Genomic DNA, 16412 nt, shown 5'->3' with positions numbered 1-16412 from the left:
TTTTTCATTTTTTTTACAGATATTTGTATCACAACTACAACAAAAAAAGATCAAATAAATTCTCATACAGGCAGGTATGACTATAAAGTTAATTAACAGGAACGTAACGTTCTGTTCGCATTAACGAAATAGTTATGCTATTCTTTTGTACTAACAAAATGTATAAATTAAATTAATGTATGAAAAAATTTATTCTTTTACTCATCGTGCTTTTAACAGGTATAAACTCTTTTGTATCTGCACAAGTAACAACAGCTTCATTATCGGGCAGAGTCTCAGATGATTCGGATATTCTTCCGGGAGCTGTAATAACTGCAACTCATACTCCTTCGGGAACTACTTATTACGGTACTGCAAACGAGAGTGGACGCTTCCTTATTCAGGGAATGAGAACAGGGGGGCCATATACTTTAGAGGTTTCGTTATTAGGATTCAATAAGTATGTTCAATCCGGAATTAATTTACGCTTGGGAGAAACTTTTGATGTTCAAATCAAACTTGAGCAAGACAATCAGATGCTCAACGAGGTAGTAATTACCGGAGTCTCTCAATTTAATGCAAGCAAAACAGGAGCTGCAAGCAACTTCAACAGACAACAGATCGAAAATATGCCAACTGTATCGCGAAGTATTTACGATGTGGCAAAACTTACACCTCAGGCAGTAGTATCGGGGTCTGGACTCTCTTTTGCAGGTAGCAACAACCGCTACAATAGCTTTCAAATCGACGGTGCTGTAAATAATGACGTTTTTGGACTAGCTTCAAGCGGAACCAACGGTGGACAATCAGGAGCAAATCCTATTTCTTTGGATGCGATTGAAGAAATTCAAGTAGTTATTGCACCTTTTGATGTACGCCAAAGCGGATTTACTGGTGGAGGTATCAATGCCATTACCAAATCGGGAACAAATACTGTACACGGATCACTTTATGGATATTTCAACAATCAGGATTTAGTTGGTAAAACTGCTGGAAAGGATATTGAAAACAGAACTAAACTTACCAATCAGTCGGAAAAAACATACGGTTTTACAATTGGTGGGCCTATTGTTAAAGATAAATTGTTCTTCTTCGCTAATGCTGAAAAAGTAGAAAAAACTTACCCATCGTCTTATAATGTTGGAGCCGGTTCTAATATAACCAAAGAGCAAGCCGATCAGGTAATTAATAAATTAACCTCACTGACTGGCGGATATAACGGTGGCGGATATGGACAACAAGATATCAACACCGAAGCTACTAAATTATTAGCAAGAATAGACTGGAATATCAACAAAGCGCACAAAGCAACTGTGAGATACAGTTATGTAGAAGCTTCTCAGTTGAACTTCTCGAACTCGGCAAATGCACTCCGCTTGAATGACAACGGATATAATATGAACAATAAAACGAATTCGTTTGTCGGAGAATTGAACTCAAGATTATCTCAAGAATGGTTCAATGAATTCCGCGTAGGCTACACACGAGTACGCGACTTCCGCGAAATTACAGGGCAACCTTTACCATATATCAAAATAAATCTGGAGAATGCTCGCAGTATCGAATTAGGAACTGAACGCTATACACCAGCCAATTCTTTAGACCAAGATGTTTGGACATTAACGAATAATACTACTTGGTACAAAGGCAATCATACCATTACATTTGGTACCCATAACGAATTCTTCAAAATGAAGAACCTCTTCATCAGAGACAATTTTGGTTCTTATATATATGACTCAATGGATGACTTTTTATCGGTAGGCACAGCCAACGAAAAAGCTCCTTACGAGTACAATTATTCATTCTCTCGCGAAGATATAACCGGAAGTAAAAACTGGGCTCCTTCTTTCGGAGCTGCACAATTGGGTTTCTACGGACAAGATGATTGGGCGGTAACAGACAGATTCAACTTAACTTACGGTTTAAGAGTAGACATACCGGTATTTCTCGATAAACCAGGTAAGAATGAAGCATTCAACGCCTCAGCTATTGCACAAGAATATCAAGTAGCAACAGACCAAATGCCCAAAACTCAGATAATGATGTCTCCTCGTGTAGGTTTCAGATGGAACATAGACGAAAAGAAAAACACATTGTTACGAGGTGGACTAGGTATCTTCACCGGACGTGTTCCTTTTGTATGGATATCAAATAGCTTCTCTAATACAGGGGTTGAATATAGCCGCACCAGATTACAAAAAGCAGATATGGCTGCAGCAATGGCAGATGGATTCAAGTTTCAAATTGATCCGAGTAAACAATTTACTCCATCAAGTGCTATGACTTCAGAAATAGATGTAGTGGATAAAAAATTTAAATTCCCACAAGTATTCCGTGTAAATTTGGCAGTAGACCAAAACTTTGGTAATGGCTTTAGAGGGTCAATTGAAGGACTATACTCTAAAACAATGAACAACATAATGTACAAAAATCTTGTAGTACAAGAAAGTGGAAAATACCTGAACAATGGAGGAGACCAACGCCTTCTATATACAAACAGAATAAATCCGGCAACCAACCAAGCATACACCAAAGAATATACAGGTATTGTATACCTTACCAATACAAGCGAAGGATATACATATAGTGTCACTGGAAAATTAGAGAAAGATTTCGATTTCGGATTAAATACCATGGTTGCTTATACTTTCGGACGTTCTAAAGGAATAAATGATGGAACATCAAGCCAAGCTTTCTCTAACTGGTCTTATAACGAAAACTGGCAAGGACCCAATAATCCTGAGTTATCGTACTCAGATTTTGATACTCCTCATCGTATAATAGGAACAATTTCATACAGAAAAGAATATGCAAAAAACTTCGCCACTTCTGTCAGCCTATTTTATAACGGTCAATCAGGTGCTAATTATTCTGTGACTTATAAGAATAATATTAATAATGACGGAGTATCAGGCAATGATGTATTATACATCCCAACAGATACAGAATTGGCAAATATGAAGTTTCAAGACATCACCAACAGCAATAAAGTTGTAACCAGTACTGCTGACCAACAACGTACAGCATTAGGTGAGTGGATCAACAACACTAAGGATATCAGAGAAAAGAAAGGACAATATGTTGAAAGAAATGGTCTTAGAACTCCCTTTGAACATCACTTCGATTTTCATATTGCTCAAGATTTCTACTTAAATGTTTCAGGTAGACGACACACACTTCAAGTAAACTTTGACATTCTAAATGTAGGAAACCTACTGAATAGTGCTTGGGGACTATATAACAGCCCAGGATATTCTTACTCTCCAGTAACTGTAGCAAGTGTTAGCACAGAGGGCGTTCCAACATTCCAATTTACTAAACCTGCCGGAGAAAAATTATATAATATATCAGACTATAATTCACGCTGGCGTTCTCAAATAGGGGTTAAATATATTTTCTAAATAAAGAAACTTACCTATAATTAATTACATAAGACGGATTCCTATTCATCAACTTTGCAATAGGGTATTCATGTAGAGACGTAATCTATTACGTCTCTACTAATAAAAAACAAATCGGTTATGAACAGACTTCATTCCTTATTTATCACTCTTCTGGTTATAGCTTTCGGCTCTAACCTTTATTCTCAGAACAAGGATAGTTATACTATTATAGTTTCTTTAGATGGTTTTAGATGGGATTATCCTCAAATACATGGAACACCCAATTTAGATAAGATGGCTCAAAAAGGAGTAAGTGCGGTTATGAGGCCATCGTACCCTGCATCTACTTTCCCCAACCATTATACATTGATAACAGGGCTTGTTCCCGATCATCATGGTATTGTAAATAATATATTTTGGGATAGAGCAAACCACAGACAATACAGCATGGGAGATTCGTTGACTCGCTACAATCCCGATTATTATAAAGGTGAACCCATCTGGACAACAGCTCAACGACAAGGAGTAAAAGCTGCCAGCATTTACTGGGTAGGATCGGATATAAATATCAAAAATTCATACCCAACCTATTATAAAGAATGGGCAGAACAACCTCGCCTCACTTTTGAGCAACGGGTTGATACTGCACTAGCCATGCTTAATAAAAAGGAAGAAGATCAACCCCGATTAATCACTCTTTATATGGACGAACCCGATGCTTCTGGACATCATTTTGGCCCTAATGGAAAGGAAACCAAAAGAATGGTGAATTACATAGATAGCCTTATAGGTAAACTAATTGATGGCATAGAGTTGCTACCGTTTGCTGACAGAATAAATCTGATAGTAACAGCAGATCATGGAATGACTTATGTTTCGAAAGATCGGTTTATAAATATTAATGATTATTTGAAACCATCGTGGTACGAGCAGGCAGTAGGCAATAACCCTACATCTATATTTGCAAGTAAAGAGAATCAAGATTCTATATATAAAGCATTATCGAACATTGATAACATTAAAGTATATCGAAAAAATAAAGTTCCGAAAAGTCTTAAGTATGGAACAAATCCTAACATTGGAGATATTGTAGTTGTCCCTGCTTGCGGATGGCAATTTGGTTTTAAACCATCACCTAACATAGGTGCACACGGATATGACCCTGCTCATCCCGATATGCAAGTAATCTTTTTTGCAATTGGTCCCGATTTCAAAGAAAATTACAAAGGAAAAACGTTCGATAATACAGCAATATATCCTCTTCTGGCACATTTATTAGGTGTAAAACCAGCTCATAATGATGGGAACTTTAAACAAGTAAAATCATTCTTGAATAAAAAGCAAAAATAAGGTTTCAAACCTTTTCATTACTAGGTAATCACAATAACCACAAATAGTTATATTGACAACATATCGTATTAAATATTTAGAGTTACTTAATTAATCCAATAGTAACAAAATAGAGCGAATACTGTAATAATTAATCTGGACATTTGTAATAGAAGATCACAATTATCTATTCCGTGTTTTAGGTTATCATTTATTCGCTGCTTTTTTTGAAAATAACAAATTACTACTTTTATAAAAAACAAGTGCCTAGTGATTAGTCGCTTGTTTTTGTTTTCTACCATCCATAAAACGGAAGAGCCTATACTCAAAGGGACGATTATCTTTCATTCTCTATCAATAATTCATAATGTTCTACCACCGGAAATGGATCGTAATAAGCATGTAAAAGTCTTTTCCATTCTAAATACTGAGCTGATTGTCTAAAACCAACAGTATGAGCTTCCAAACTTTCCCAATCTACCAGCAAAATATATTTATTATCTTGCTCCAAACATTTCCTTAGAGAATGTCTTATATAACCTTTGATAGCACTAATATATTGCCCGGCAAGCAGAAAGTCTCTTTCAAATTCCTTTTCTCGCCCTTCTTTCACGTTTAATATAGCAACCTCCACTATCATATGTCTCTATTTAAAAGAATAAAGAAATCAATTATGAACTCAAATATACTTAATTCTTCAACTTTCGCTAATTATAATTTCAACCTAACCTCCTGAAACTCTTAAATATCAAGAATTTTACATGAACCAAATTAACTTCATACACTTGCAATAAGAAAGTAACACAAATGTAACTTAAGAGAAGTAATTTTCGGCTGTAAAAAATTAAACATAAATATGGATACAAAACGTTTTGCAGCAATCGATATCGGATCAAATTCCGTACGACTTTTGATTACAGATGTAGTTGACTATAAAGGGAAACCTTACTTTAAAAAAAATCAATTAATCCGCATACCTTTAAAACTAGGGGAAGATACCTTCTCAACCGGATTTATTAGCGATGTAAAAAAAGAGAAACTAACTACATTAATGCAATCCTTACAAGGCTTGATAACAGTAAACGATGTAGAGGTATGGAGAGCTTGTGCAACTTCGGCAATAAGAGAGGCTGAAAATGCAACGGAAATACTTACTCATGTGGAAAACAAAACGGGTATTCACATCGAAATGATAGACCCAATAGAAGAAGCCCATTATATCAGGCTGAATAATATTGACGAATTTCAGGAAGAAGATAGAGCCTATATCTTTACCGATGTAGGCGGTGGAAGTACCGAATTGATTCTATTCTATAAGAACCAAGAGATAGCAACAGGTTCGTTCCGCTTAGGAACACTACGTACATTACCTGCCGAAGAAGAGAAAAATGAATGGGAAGCTATGAAAGACTGGATGGAAGAACATTGTAAGAACTTTCCTAAAGTATCGCTCATAGGATCGGGAGGCAATATCAACAAGCTAGACTCATTGCTTCGCCGATGCGGTCGCATTAAGCGTGAAGAACTTATAGCTTATTATCGTAAGCTTCGAACCATGAGTTACGAGGAACGTGTAATTAATCTAAAAGTAAGCCTCGACAGAGCCGAGGTAATTATGCCAGCCATAAATATCTACCTCAGAATAATGAAGCTATCGAGAGCATTAGTTATAGAAACGCCCATTATAGGAGTAGCAGACGGTATAATAAAAGACTTATATATAAAAGACTATCAATACCAATCGGTATTAAGTGAAAAGAATAAAGCCCTTTACAGTACTAACTCTTGAAAAAGGCATTCAATAGTCTGATCTAAATCGGATGAAAAACCCGAGTGAGGTCTTGAAGTCTGAATACACGAACTTCTTACTGCTGTCAACCATCTGAACCGTTCCGGAATATCGAATGTGGCAATAACTCCGCCATCCTTCGAGCCGGAGCTAATTTTCGCAAAAGCTTCCAGAATAGAATTGATCTCTTCTACATCAGCCTCATCAGAGAATAACTTCAACTTGTTTTCGTCCACCTTATAAAGTACTTTTATATACTTAGCCCGTTTCGAGAACAAGATAATGCCCACATTAATAAACTCTTCGCGCTCAACCCTTGGCAAAACACGAATTACCGCATATTCATATAAGTGTTTTCCTTGCATCTTGAGCTTCTTTTACAAATATCTGAGAATTATTTACTCTTTCAATTAAAAATTGACGGTATATATTTTTTATATCACTTGGTGTTTCATCTTCATCTCCCCACTCTAACCATTCATCAGGGATAAGATCAACAATCTCACTGATCTTTTCAGGAGTCAGTATCTTTTTGAATTCAATATCAGCCTCATCTAACATACTTGCATTTGGCAATAAAACATGATCTTTTATCTGAGTAAACGGACTTACTGCATACTTCTCCCAATTGACCCACGAATGATGAAAATACAAGGTAGCACCATGATCTATAAGCCACAGCTCCTTGTGCCACATAAGCATATTCGTATTTCGTACAGTTCTATCAACATTAGTTAAGAAAGCATCCATCCAAACAATTTGAGAAGATAGCTTTGCATCAACCTGATTTACTACGGGATCGAATGTAAATGCACCCGACAGAAAATGCAATCCAAGATTTAGTCCTTTACTATTCTGTAATAAATCCTGAATTTCCTCATCTCCTTCCGTACGTCCAAAGGCCTCATCCAGATTTACAAATACAAGTTCAGGAATCCGAAATCCCAAGGTTTGAGCAACCACCCCTCCTATCAGTTCCGAAATCAAGGCTTTAGTACCATGCCCCGAACCTCTGAATTTAACAACATATTTAAACCCATCATCCGCATCGGCAAGAGCAGGCAAAGAGCCGCCTTCTCGCAAAGGAGCAATATATCGTGTAACATTAACCGTCCGTAATTCCATAATTATAAAATATTTACTGCTGTATTTCTAATGATAACAGACTATTGCTATAATACTCACCAAAGCAATAAAAAAGTCTACAACCTTAAATAGTAAGTAAAGATACAACAAGTACAACATATCACGCTTATAAGTGTTTATCTAAAAACAGTTCATGTAATCAAGAAAATAAAAAAGCATGATTGTGACGAACTAAATTTTATTACATTTACACTCTCATTACTACGATCAAAAAATTCATGAAGAAAATTGATTTTCAAGAACTTACCAACAAAACGAAAGATATTCTTTCATCCACAAAAGACAAACTAAAAAAATGGGCAACAAATTACAAAGCCTATTACAAAAAATCGCGCTGGTATAAAAGAATAGCTATTCTTCTAGCGACATTTATTGCCGCCCTTTTCGGTTTTTTATTTTTAGTGGATATCAACTTCCTATGGCTGTTTGGTAAATCGCCCGGACTATCGGAGGTGAATGCCCCTATACAAAACGTAGCCTCTGAACTGTATAGTTCGGATGGTAAAATACTTGGTAAATATTTCAGAGAAAACAGAACTCCTGTGAAATTCGAAGAAATATCTCCCATTCTGAGAGAATCTTTAATTTCAACAGAAGATGAACGTTTTTATAGACACTTCGGTATTGACGTACAAGGCTTATTTGCTGCTGTAAAAGACATGTTCAAAGGCAATGCCCGAGGAGCAAGTACCATTACTCAACAGTTAGCTAAAAATATGTTCAAAGTGAGATCGCAATACTCTACCGGATTATTAGGATATATACCGGGAGTAAAGATGATAATCATGAAATCCAAAGAATGGATTTTAGCAGTAAAGCTAGAAGCTTTTTATAGTAAAGACGAGATACTTACCATGTATTTCAACACCGTTGACTTTGGAAGTAATACATATGGTATAAAAACTGCGAGCAAAAGTTATTTCAACACTACGCCACAAGACATAACCATAGAGCAAGCTGCCACCTTAGTAGGTTTACTAAAGGCTACCACCACATACAATCCTCGCATTAATCCCGAGAATAGTATGGAACGTAGGAATGTGGTACTTAGCAATCTTTTGAAGAAAGACTATATCACCAAAGCCGAATTCGATTCATTAAAACAACTCCCTATTATTCTGGCAAATAATACAGAGACAAACACCAATGGAATGGCTCTTTATTTTAAAGATGCCGTTGCTAGTTTTTTGAGTGATTGGTGCAAAGAAAATGATATTGACTTATACGGTGATGGACTAAAAATATACACCACAGTTGATTATCAGATGCAGCAATATGCAGAAGAAGCCGTAGATAAGCAAATGCGTATTATACAACGTAATTTCAATAGTCATTGGGGAAATGAAAACCCATGGCAGGATGAGAATCATAAAGAGATTCCTAACTTCATCGAGAATATAGCCAAGAAGACTCCTGCTTATAAAGACTTGAAACTAAAATTTCCTGATCAGCCCGACTCTATTGACTATTATCTGAATAAACCTCACCGCCTCAAAGTATTCGATTACGACACAGGCACACGAGATACTACCATCAGTATAATGGATTCTATCCGTTATATGGAACATTTTATGCACACGGGATTTGTTGCGATGGAACCTCAAACAGGTTTTGTAAAAGCATGGGTGGGCGACATTAATTTCGGATCGTGGAAGTATGATAAGGTTACCTCTGAACGTCAGCCCGGTTCTACATTTAAGTTATTTGTATATGCAGCCGCATTCAATAACGGGCTTTCGCCCTGTGATACCCGTGTAGATCAATATACCGATTGGGATGTTATCGACAAAGGTAAACCAACCAAGTGGGTTCCTCACAATGCAGATGCAACTTATACAGGTGACACTATGTATCTGAAAGCCGCTTTTGCCCGATCAATAAATACAATAGCGGTACAACTTGCCAAAGAGGTAGGGATAGATGCGGTAATTAAAACTGCTCATGCAATGGGGATAAAAACGCCATTGAACGAAACTCCGTCCGTATCGTTGGGAGCATCGGATGTTTCACTATTAGAATTAGTAAATTCTTATTGTACTGTTATAAACGATGGTATGACACACGATCCGGTATTGATTACCCGCATTGAAGACAGAAACGGAAAAGTAATATATAGTTACGACCCTAAACAAACTCAGGCAATACCTTACGAAACAGCTTTCTTAATGACTGAAATGTTACGGTCGGGACTTTCCGAACCGGGAGGAACATCGCAAGCTTTATGGGGTTTTAACCTCTTTAATTTCGATACCGATTTTGGAGGTAAAACAGGAACTTCGTCCAATCACTCCGATGCGTGGTTTATAGGAGTTACCCCCAAATTAGTGGGTGGTGCATGGGTCGGTGGCGAACACCGAAGCATCCATTTCAGAACAGGAGCTTTGGGGCAAGGCAGTAGAACGGCTCTTCCTATATTCGGTTACTTTATGGAAAAAGTTCTTGCTGACAAAAACCTGGCGGCTTACAGAGGTCATTTCCCTAAACCGAAACAGCCTATTAGTCGCAATTACCAATGTCAGACTCCTAAGCGAATAGAAGTAGATTCGACTGCCATTGACAGTCTAGCCATAGAGGGCGTAGATATTGATAATCTGATATTACCCGTAGAAGAGTAAATCAACAATCTATATAAAACAAAAAAAGGTAGAGCTCTAAATGCTCTACCTTTTTTTATATCAATGAATAATTATTGGTTATTTTTCAACCATTCCTGACGACGCATGTCGGGTAATTGGGTCACTTTGAAATTCTCAAACTTCGCATTGAAACCATCGCCATCGGGGCTTGCAGCCATTAAACCGATCATCACAGGAATATTGTCCTGAAAGGGTGCATTACGTATCATAATATAATTTTTATCATCCAATGAATAGAAAAACTCTACTGCATCGAGTCTTCTTACAGCTTTAATCCAAACAAACGAAGGGGTTTTATCCAATTGAAGAACGCTCCAGTCACTTTTCTTATCGGTAACCACTGCACTTATATTGAATTTATTGTCTACAAATTCAACACCTGCTTTAATCCATCTCTCACTGTCGATACGAAGCATTAAGCCCATCTGATCGAATCGAGTTTTATAATTTCCCGTAATTTTCACTTTCACCTCAAATTCTCCACCATACGTTGCATAATAAAACGGAGCATCGTCTACCGTAAACCCATAATGCGAAACTCTCCAGTAATCCGATTTGGGAGTTACCTGCATATTGAGAGTATTATTTTTAACCTCCCATTTCTCAGGCTCATTAAACCATTGCATTTTGTCTAAACTTTGAGCCAAAACCGATTGACCTGCTAATGCTACTAAGCATCCCAAAAGTGCGATTTTCTTTTTCATATTTTACGTGTTATATTTATTTATTATACTTTTCTATATCCAATGTTATGCGATATCAACAATCCACATTCTATGATTTGCTGAGCTATCGTTTCTATACTTTTCTTTGGCAAACGCCCCGCAGGACCCGATGTCCACACACAGGCAATAGCATTCTTGGTTTCATCCCAGATGGGAGCTGCAATACAATGCACACCTTCTACCGTTTCGTTGATATCTGCAGCATATCCTTGTTGACGAATAATCTCAAGTTCTTGCTTTAATAACGTCTTATCTGTGATTGTATATTCATTTATTGCTTCGAGTTGCAAATTATCTACGATCTCATTTTGCTTGCTTTTATCTAAAAAAGCCAATATTACCTTACCGGGTGCTGTTGAATAAAGATTGAATTTCATTCCTTGCTTCAATGTAAATACAAAGTCCAGCGATCCTGTTATTTGCTCCAACAACACAACCTCGTCATCAATAAGAGTGCCTATCATTACCGACTCGCCCACCTCATCACGTAAGAGTTTCATGTATTCTTTGGAACGTTCAATAATATTACTGCTATTGAAAGCAGTTACCCCCAAAGTCAGTAGTTTACGAGACAAAAAATAACGAGAGCTATCCATCTCCCTCCCCAGATAACCGAGTTCCTGAAGATTAGATACAATTTTGTAAAGTGACGACTTTGGATATTGTAATTGTGTAACAATCTCCTGCAAAGTCAGTCCATACGGATTCTTTGATAGTAATTCCAAGACTTCAAATGATTTTGTAATCATCGAAATTTGCTTTTCCTCTTCACGCATAAAATAGATTTTTCATGTTTCTATATGTGAACAAAACATCAATAAATTCACATATAAAAACCTAGTTCCCATACATAAACAAATATAAGATTAATTTTATATTTGTCAAATCAACACGAAGTATATAAATAAGATTTCAGATACGAGACACTACAAAAAAAGATGCAAACATCTAATATAGATCATTTTGCATCTCGATTTTATTATATAATACCTTTAGATTTTTTTTTACCCTACCACACTTATTTTACTTCTGCCGTTAGCCGATTTTATAACTTGTACACGTGTAGTAATTCGTTCGGTCATTTCTGCAACGTGCGAAATTACCCCAATTTTCCGTCCCTGTGTTTGTAAATTTTCCAAAGCATCCATAGCAATACTCAAAGTATCTATATCTAATGAGCCAAAGCCTTCATCAATAAATAGGGATTCTATTTTCATCCGATTAGACGATAAGGACGACAAACCTAGTGCCAACGATAAAGAAATCAGAAACGATTCTCCTCCCGACAAAGAATGCACCGTGCGAATTTCGCCCAACATATCATTGTCTACCACCTGTAAAGCCAAAGTATCCGGAATGCGTTGCAACTTATACCGCTTGCTCAATTCCTCCAGATGCTTATTGGCATATACCAATAGAATATCTAGAGTATAACCCTGTGCAATGGCTTTAAATTTGCCTCCGTCAGCAGAACCGAGCAAAACATTCAGCTTTTTCCAGTTTTCACAGAGTACAACTTTTTCATTTAGCTCCTTCTCAAAAGCTTTGATACGCTCTTTCCCTGCATTGTGGGTAGCAAATGCCACCTCAATTTCAGTAAGGCGTTTGTTTATTGCAACTGATTTATTTTCAATCTCGGACAACTTTTCTGTCAGAGTTTCTTTATTTTGCCCCTCTTCGGGTTTATCTTTTTCCTCCCCATGTTTAGTTTGTCGGGTATTCCTTTCTTTTAGAGTTGCATTAAGCGTCAGTTCTTGATTTTTAAGATCAGAAAGAGATGCTTTTTCTAGTGCAATCCACTCTCTTGATTTAGCCATCAAGTCATTTAGAATTTCAGATGATATCTGATAGTCATTATGATTAATCCAATCCTGCACCGATTCCTGTAAACTCAGTACTTGTTCCGATTCGGTATGTATCTCGCCTTTTATTTGAGATATAAATCCTCCGATCTTGGCGCTATCCGATTCCAGTTTATCTTTTTGAGTTCTCAGCTCCTCATATTTGGAGGAGAATTGTTTCTGTAAAGTTTCAAAAAGTGTTTCAACTTCCTCTACACTTTTTCCTTCCAAGAGTGTGCTTCGTTCTTTAATTAATTCTTCTTGAAGCAAAGTGACATTTTTAAATAGCTCTTCCCTTCGACTAAACTCTTCAACAATAGTCACCAGATTCTTATTTTCAGATTCTAACTTTAATGTGGTAGATTCGATGTATTTAGTGCCCTTATCTAATCTTTCCTTGCTTTGATTCCATTGATTGGCTATCTCCGAAAGTTCCGATTGAAAACTATTTTGCTCTAATTTAATTTCCCAATCCGATACATGCTGCAAATACCCACTCAATTTAGAAACCGCCTCATCGTATTGAGACTTGTAATTTTTGATTAAAGTTTCTAACTGAGTTATTTCTTTTTGTATGGCTTCTATCTGTTCTTTATCCGCTAAGATAGCTTCCGAATGTAGCTTCTTGGCTTGCTCTAATTCTTTCTCTTGAAGATTTCCTTCGTTCTCAGAATCTGTATTTTGTATCGGATGATGAATGCTTCCGCATACGGGACAGGGTGCATTATCTTCCAGTTTTAGGCGTAAAGCCAAAATCTCACTAGGCAAAAGATTATTTAGTCTTTCGTATTCTTTTTCCGATTTCTCTAGCTTTTCTTTTCGGGTCTTTAGTATGGATAGGTTCGTCTCCAAACTATTAGATGCTTTTACTGATTGTGATTTCGAGGCTTGTGCATCATTCAACAGATTCACAATCAGATCTATTCGAGGTACAATTTCTTTGTATGAATCGTGTTTCTCGAACCATTCAATGAGAGTATTCAAAATTTGCTCGCCTGTTTTCAAATCCTTTTGAAAAGTCTGAACATGCGTCTCGACCTGCTTTTTCAGTTCCGATTGTGTCGCAAACTCTTTCTGCGTTTCAACTACTTTTTCCTTTCCCGACTGAATTTTAATATCCAATTCCTTTGCTTTTGCTATATCAGGCTTAGTGGTTGTATATTTCTGCTCATGCTCCTCTAAAGCTATTTTCGAAGTTGTCAGATTCTGTTCGGCTTGCTTCAGTTGATCCGAAATAACAGCCTGTTCTTTTTCTCTTTCAAAAAGATTTGACTTTTGCAATACCAGATGTTTCTGCTTATTCGAAAGTTCAATATAAGTATCTCTGATTTCCTGAGAAAGATCAATCTTCGAAATATACTCGTAACGAGGCTTAGCTTCTTCGATAAGGCTATGCACTTTTTTCAATTCGTTCTCTGCTTGCAGCACTTCTTGCCTGATCTGCTCATCCAGCTTAATCCATGCCAGCTTTTTATCAATATCTGACGATTGACTTTTTAGAGGAATTAAATCTTTATCGAGTATTATTTTCTCCTGAATTAATGCTTCCAATTCTTCATCAGTCAATAAGCGTACATCTTTAATTCGCTCATTCAGCAGATTAAGAGCCTGTTCGGCTTCTTTCGTCCGTTGATAGATCTGGGATGATATTTTAGAATAGATTTCTGTTCCTGTAAGTTTCTCTAAAAGCTCAGCCTTATCGCTTTGCTTAGCTTTCAGGAAAGTGGCAAAATCGCCCTGAGCCAATAATACGGCACGGGTAAACTGATCGAAACTCAGTCCGATAAGTTCCACTATTTTCAAAAGAATTTCGGTTTTTGTTCCTTGTTCTTCTACACCTGTAGATAGATTTTCGAGTCGCACTTCTGTCTTTTGCAAAGCACCGTCAGCCCGCCCACGAGCACGGCGCACCATCCACCTCGAACGATACTTATCGCCACTGAGAGCCATGAAATCAACTTCGGCATACCCTTCTATGGTTCCTCTACGCAAAATATTACGGCTGTCTTTCTGATTAATGGTATTATCCTGAACATCTTTAATCTGAATATTTTCGCCGGCATTATTGGTACGTGGGGTATCGTCAAAGAGCGAGAGGCAAAGAGCATCCAGAATAGTTGACTTTCCTGCCCCTGTACTTCCTGTTATGGCAAATATCCCTGCTGATTTTAGGGGATCGGATGCAAAGTCTATTTCGAATTCGCCTTCCAACGACGCCAGATTTTTTCCTCGTATAGCCAGTATTTTCATGATTGCACCTCCCTTATTACCGATTGCAAAAGTTTTGCCATTTCTTCGGGCATCTCATTATCATATCGACTGCGAAAAACTTCTTGTGCCATTTCTAAAGGATTAACGGCTTGTAATTCTTCATAAGTCATTATTTGGCTTTCCCGCTCTCTCCGTGTGGTGATGGCGGCAATACGAGTCAAACGAACCGATTTTCCTTTCAATGATTCTTCTATCTGATGACGCATCGAGGGTTCGGGTTCTGTGATCGACACTTTTATTTCGAGATAAGGAGATTGTAATGTAATCTCACCATCGGGCAGAAGTTCCAATTCATCCAATACTTCCGATAAAGATTTAGGTTCTTTAGGTAAACTAAGCAGTTTCACTGGGGGAATAAATTCTATCCTTTCTATATTTTCGAGTATTCCATTATTCAATTCCAACAAGTTAACTCCTTGTTTGTAATTCTTTTCAGCAAAAGACATGGGCAACGGACTGCCTGCATAACGTACATTCTCACGACCCGAAACCCGTTGAGATTTATGCAAATGCCCCAAAGCTGTATAAACAATATCCTGTTTATCAAAAACTTCGGGCGATATACATTCCAAGCCACCTATAATAGTCCGTTCCGAACGATCATTATCTGATAGCTCCGATCCTGTCGCCTGCAAGTGTCCCATAGCAATCACAGGATGAGCGGGTTCTTTAACTTTCACCAATTCATCATAAAGTGAGGCATACATAGCAGCCACTCCTTTGCTGTAAGTCTCCGAAGGCGGATAATCTCCCTGCCGCAAGTAAGGCACAGCAATACACCAAGCCTCGGTAATACCGTTTTTCTTTAATGGAACTAACAGATTATTATAATCTATTTCACCTTCGGGTGTTCGTTTTACGATTCCTTTAATGGAAACGTTCATCTCTTCCAATAATGGGCTGGGAGCTTCGAGGCGTCCTGCGGAATCGTGATTACCTGCCACAATTACAATTTGCAAATGTGGATTTGCCAGCGAAACCTGATGGAGGAATTTATAGTATATCTTTTGAGATTCAGCCGAAGGATTAGGGCTATCAAAAACATCACCCGACACCAAAAGCACATCTGCCTGAGTTTGCTTAACCTGATCTTTGAGCCAGTTAAGGAAGAATATATGCTCTTCTTTGCGATCGTAACCGAAGAAGTTTTGTCCTATATGCCAGTCTGCCGTATGAAGAAGTTTCATTGCTTTATTTTTTGTGTAATTACACTGGTGGAAGAGGGGAACCTATCTGCTCGCCAATATTAGGCAGACACATAGGTCTACCCCTACGAATTACTTCTTACAAATTTAGCAAATTTACTTCCA

The 16412-nt window shown here is 37.4% G+C and carries 11 protein-coding genes; 4 read left to right on the top strand and 7 right to left on the bottom strand.

Annotation, left to right across the window (positions count from 1 at the left end; all coding sequences use genetic code 11):
• The first annotated feature begins 179 nt into the window (after positions 1–179).
• Both IR022_RS05830 and IR022_RS05825 read left to right on the top strand, forming a co-directional pair.
• Complete coding sequence (locus tag IR022_RS05830) at positions 180–3383, top strand: carboxypeptidase regulatory-like domain-containing protein (RefSeq protein ID WP_050709541.1); 3204 nt, start codon at positions 180–182, stop codon at positions 3381–3383.
• A gap of 120 nt (positions 3384–3503) precedes the next feature.
• Complete coding sequence (locus tag IR022_RS05825; RefSeq protein ID WP_194202990.1) at positions 3504–4715, top strand: ectonucleotide pyrophosphatase/phosphodiesterase; 1212 nt, start codon at positions 3504–3506, stop codon at positions 4713–4715.
• Between the two features lie 316 nt (positions 4716–5031).
• On the opposite strand, the gene IR022_RS05820 is transcribed toward IR022_RS05825, so the two are convergent.
• Complete coding sequence (locus IR022_RS05820; protein WP_194202989.1) at positions 5032–5334, bottom strand: antibiotic biosynthesis monooxygenase family protein; 303 nt, start codon at positions 5332–5334, stop codon at positions 5032–5034.
• A gap of 216 nt (positions 5335–5550) precedes the next feature.
• Between IR022_RS05820 and IR022_RS05815 the strand changes: the two genes are divergently transcribed.
• Positions 5551–6483 (top strand): hypothetical protein, encoded by a 933-nt coding sequence (locus IR022_RS05815; RefSeq protein WP_194202988.1) that lies wholly within the window; start codon positions 5551–5553, stop codon positions 6481–6483.
• Here IR022_RS05815 and IR022_RS05810 read toward each other — a convergent pair.
• Together IR022_RS05810 and IR022_RS05805 are read right to left on the bottom strand one after the other, a co-directional pair.
• Complete coding sequence (locus IR022_RS05810) at positions 6465–6848, bottom strand: DUF3037 domain-containing protein (RefSeq protein ID WP_050709545.1); 384 nt, start codon at positions 6846–6848, stop codon at positions 6465–6467. The two genes, IR022_RS05815 and IR022_RS05810, sit on opposite strands and share 19 nt — an antisense overlap.
• Complete coding sequence (locus tag IR022_RS05805) at positions 6826–7608, bottom strand: HipA family kinase (RefSeq protein WP_050709546.1); 783 nt, start codon at positions 7606–7608, stop codon at positions 6826–6828. The genes IR022_RS05810 and IR022_RS05805 overlap by 23 nt, the downstream gene beginning before the upstream one ends.
• Positions 7609–7847: 239 nt before the next feature.
• On the opposite strand from IR022_RS05805, the gene IR022_RS05800 reads away from it, so the two are divergent.
• On the top strand, positions 7848–10244 hold the full coding sequence (locus IR022_RS05800; RefSeq protein ID WP_194202987.1) for a transglycosylase domain-containing protein: 2397 nt from the start codon (positions 7848–7850) through the stop codon (positions 10242–10244).
• A 71-nt stretch (positions 10245–10315) separates the two neighbouring features.
• On the opposite strand, the gene IR022_RS05795 is transcribed toward IR022_RS05800, so the two are convergent.
• The 4 genes from IR022_RS05795 to IR022_RS05780 form a co-directional block, all read right to left on the bottom strand.
• Complete coding sequence (locus IR022_RS05795) at positions 10316–10969, bottom strand: DUF1349 domain-containing protein (protein ID WP_050709548.1); 654 nt, start codon at positions 10967–10969, stop codon at positions 10316–10318.
• Positions 10970–10992: 23 nt separating this feature from the next.
• Positions 10993–11766, bottom strand: a complete 774-nt coding sequence (locus IR022_RS05790; protein ID WP_194202986.1) for an IclR family transcriptional regulator — start codon at positions 11764–11766, stop codon at positions 10993–10995.
• A 228-nt stretch (positions 11767–11994) separates the two neighbouring features.
• Positions 11995–15081 (bottom strand): AAA family ATPase, encoded by a 3087-nt coding sequence (locus IR022_RS05785; protein ID WP_194202985.1) that lies wholly within the window; start codon positions 15079–15081, stop codon positions 11995–11997.
• Entirely contained in the window at positions 15078–16289 is a 1212-nt protein-coding gene (locus tag IR022_RS05780) for an exonuclease SbcCD subunit D (protein WP_194202984.1), read from the bottom strand. Before IR022_RS05780 ends, IR022_RS05785 begins: the two co-directional genes overlap by 4 nt.
• Between the last annotated feature and the right edge of the window lie 123 nt (positions 16290–16412).

It is taken from the genome of Dysgonomonas sp. GY617, from assembly GCF_015233815.1.
GTDB lineage: Bacteria > Bacteroidota > Bacteroidia > Bacteroidales > Dysgonomonadaceae > Dysgonomonas_A.
Note: the sequence above shows the minus strand (reverse complement) of the source record. Positions and strands in the feature narration are given on the sequence as shown.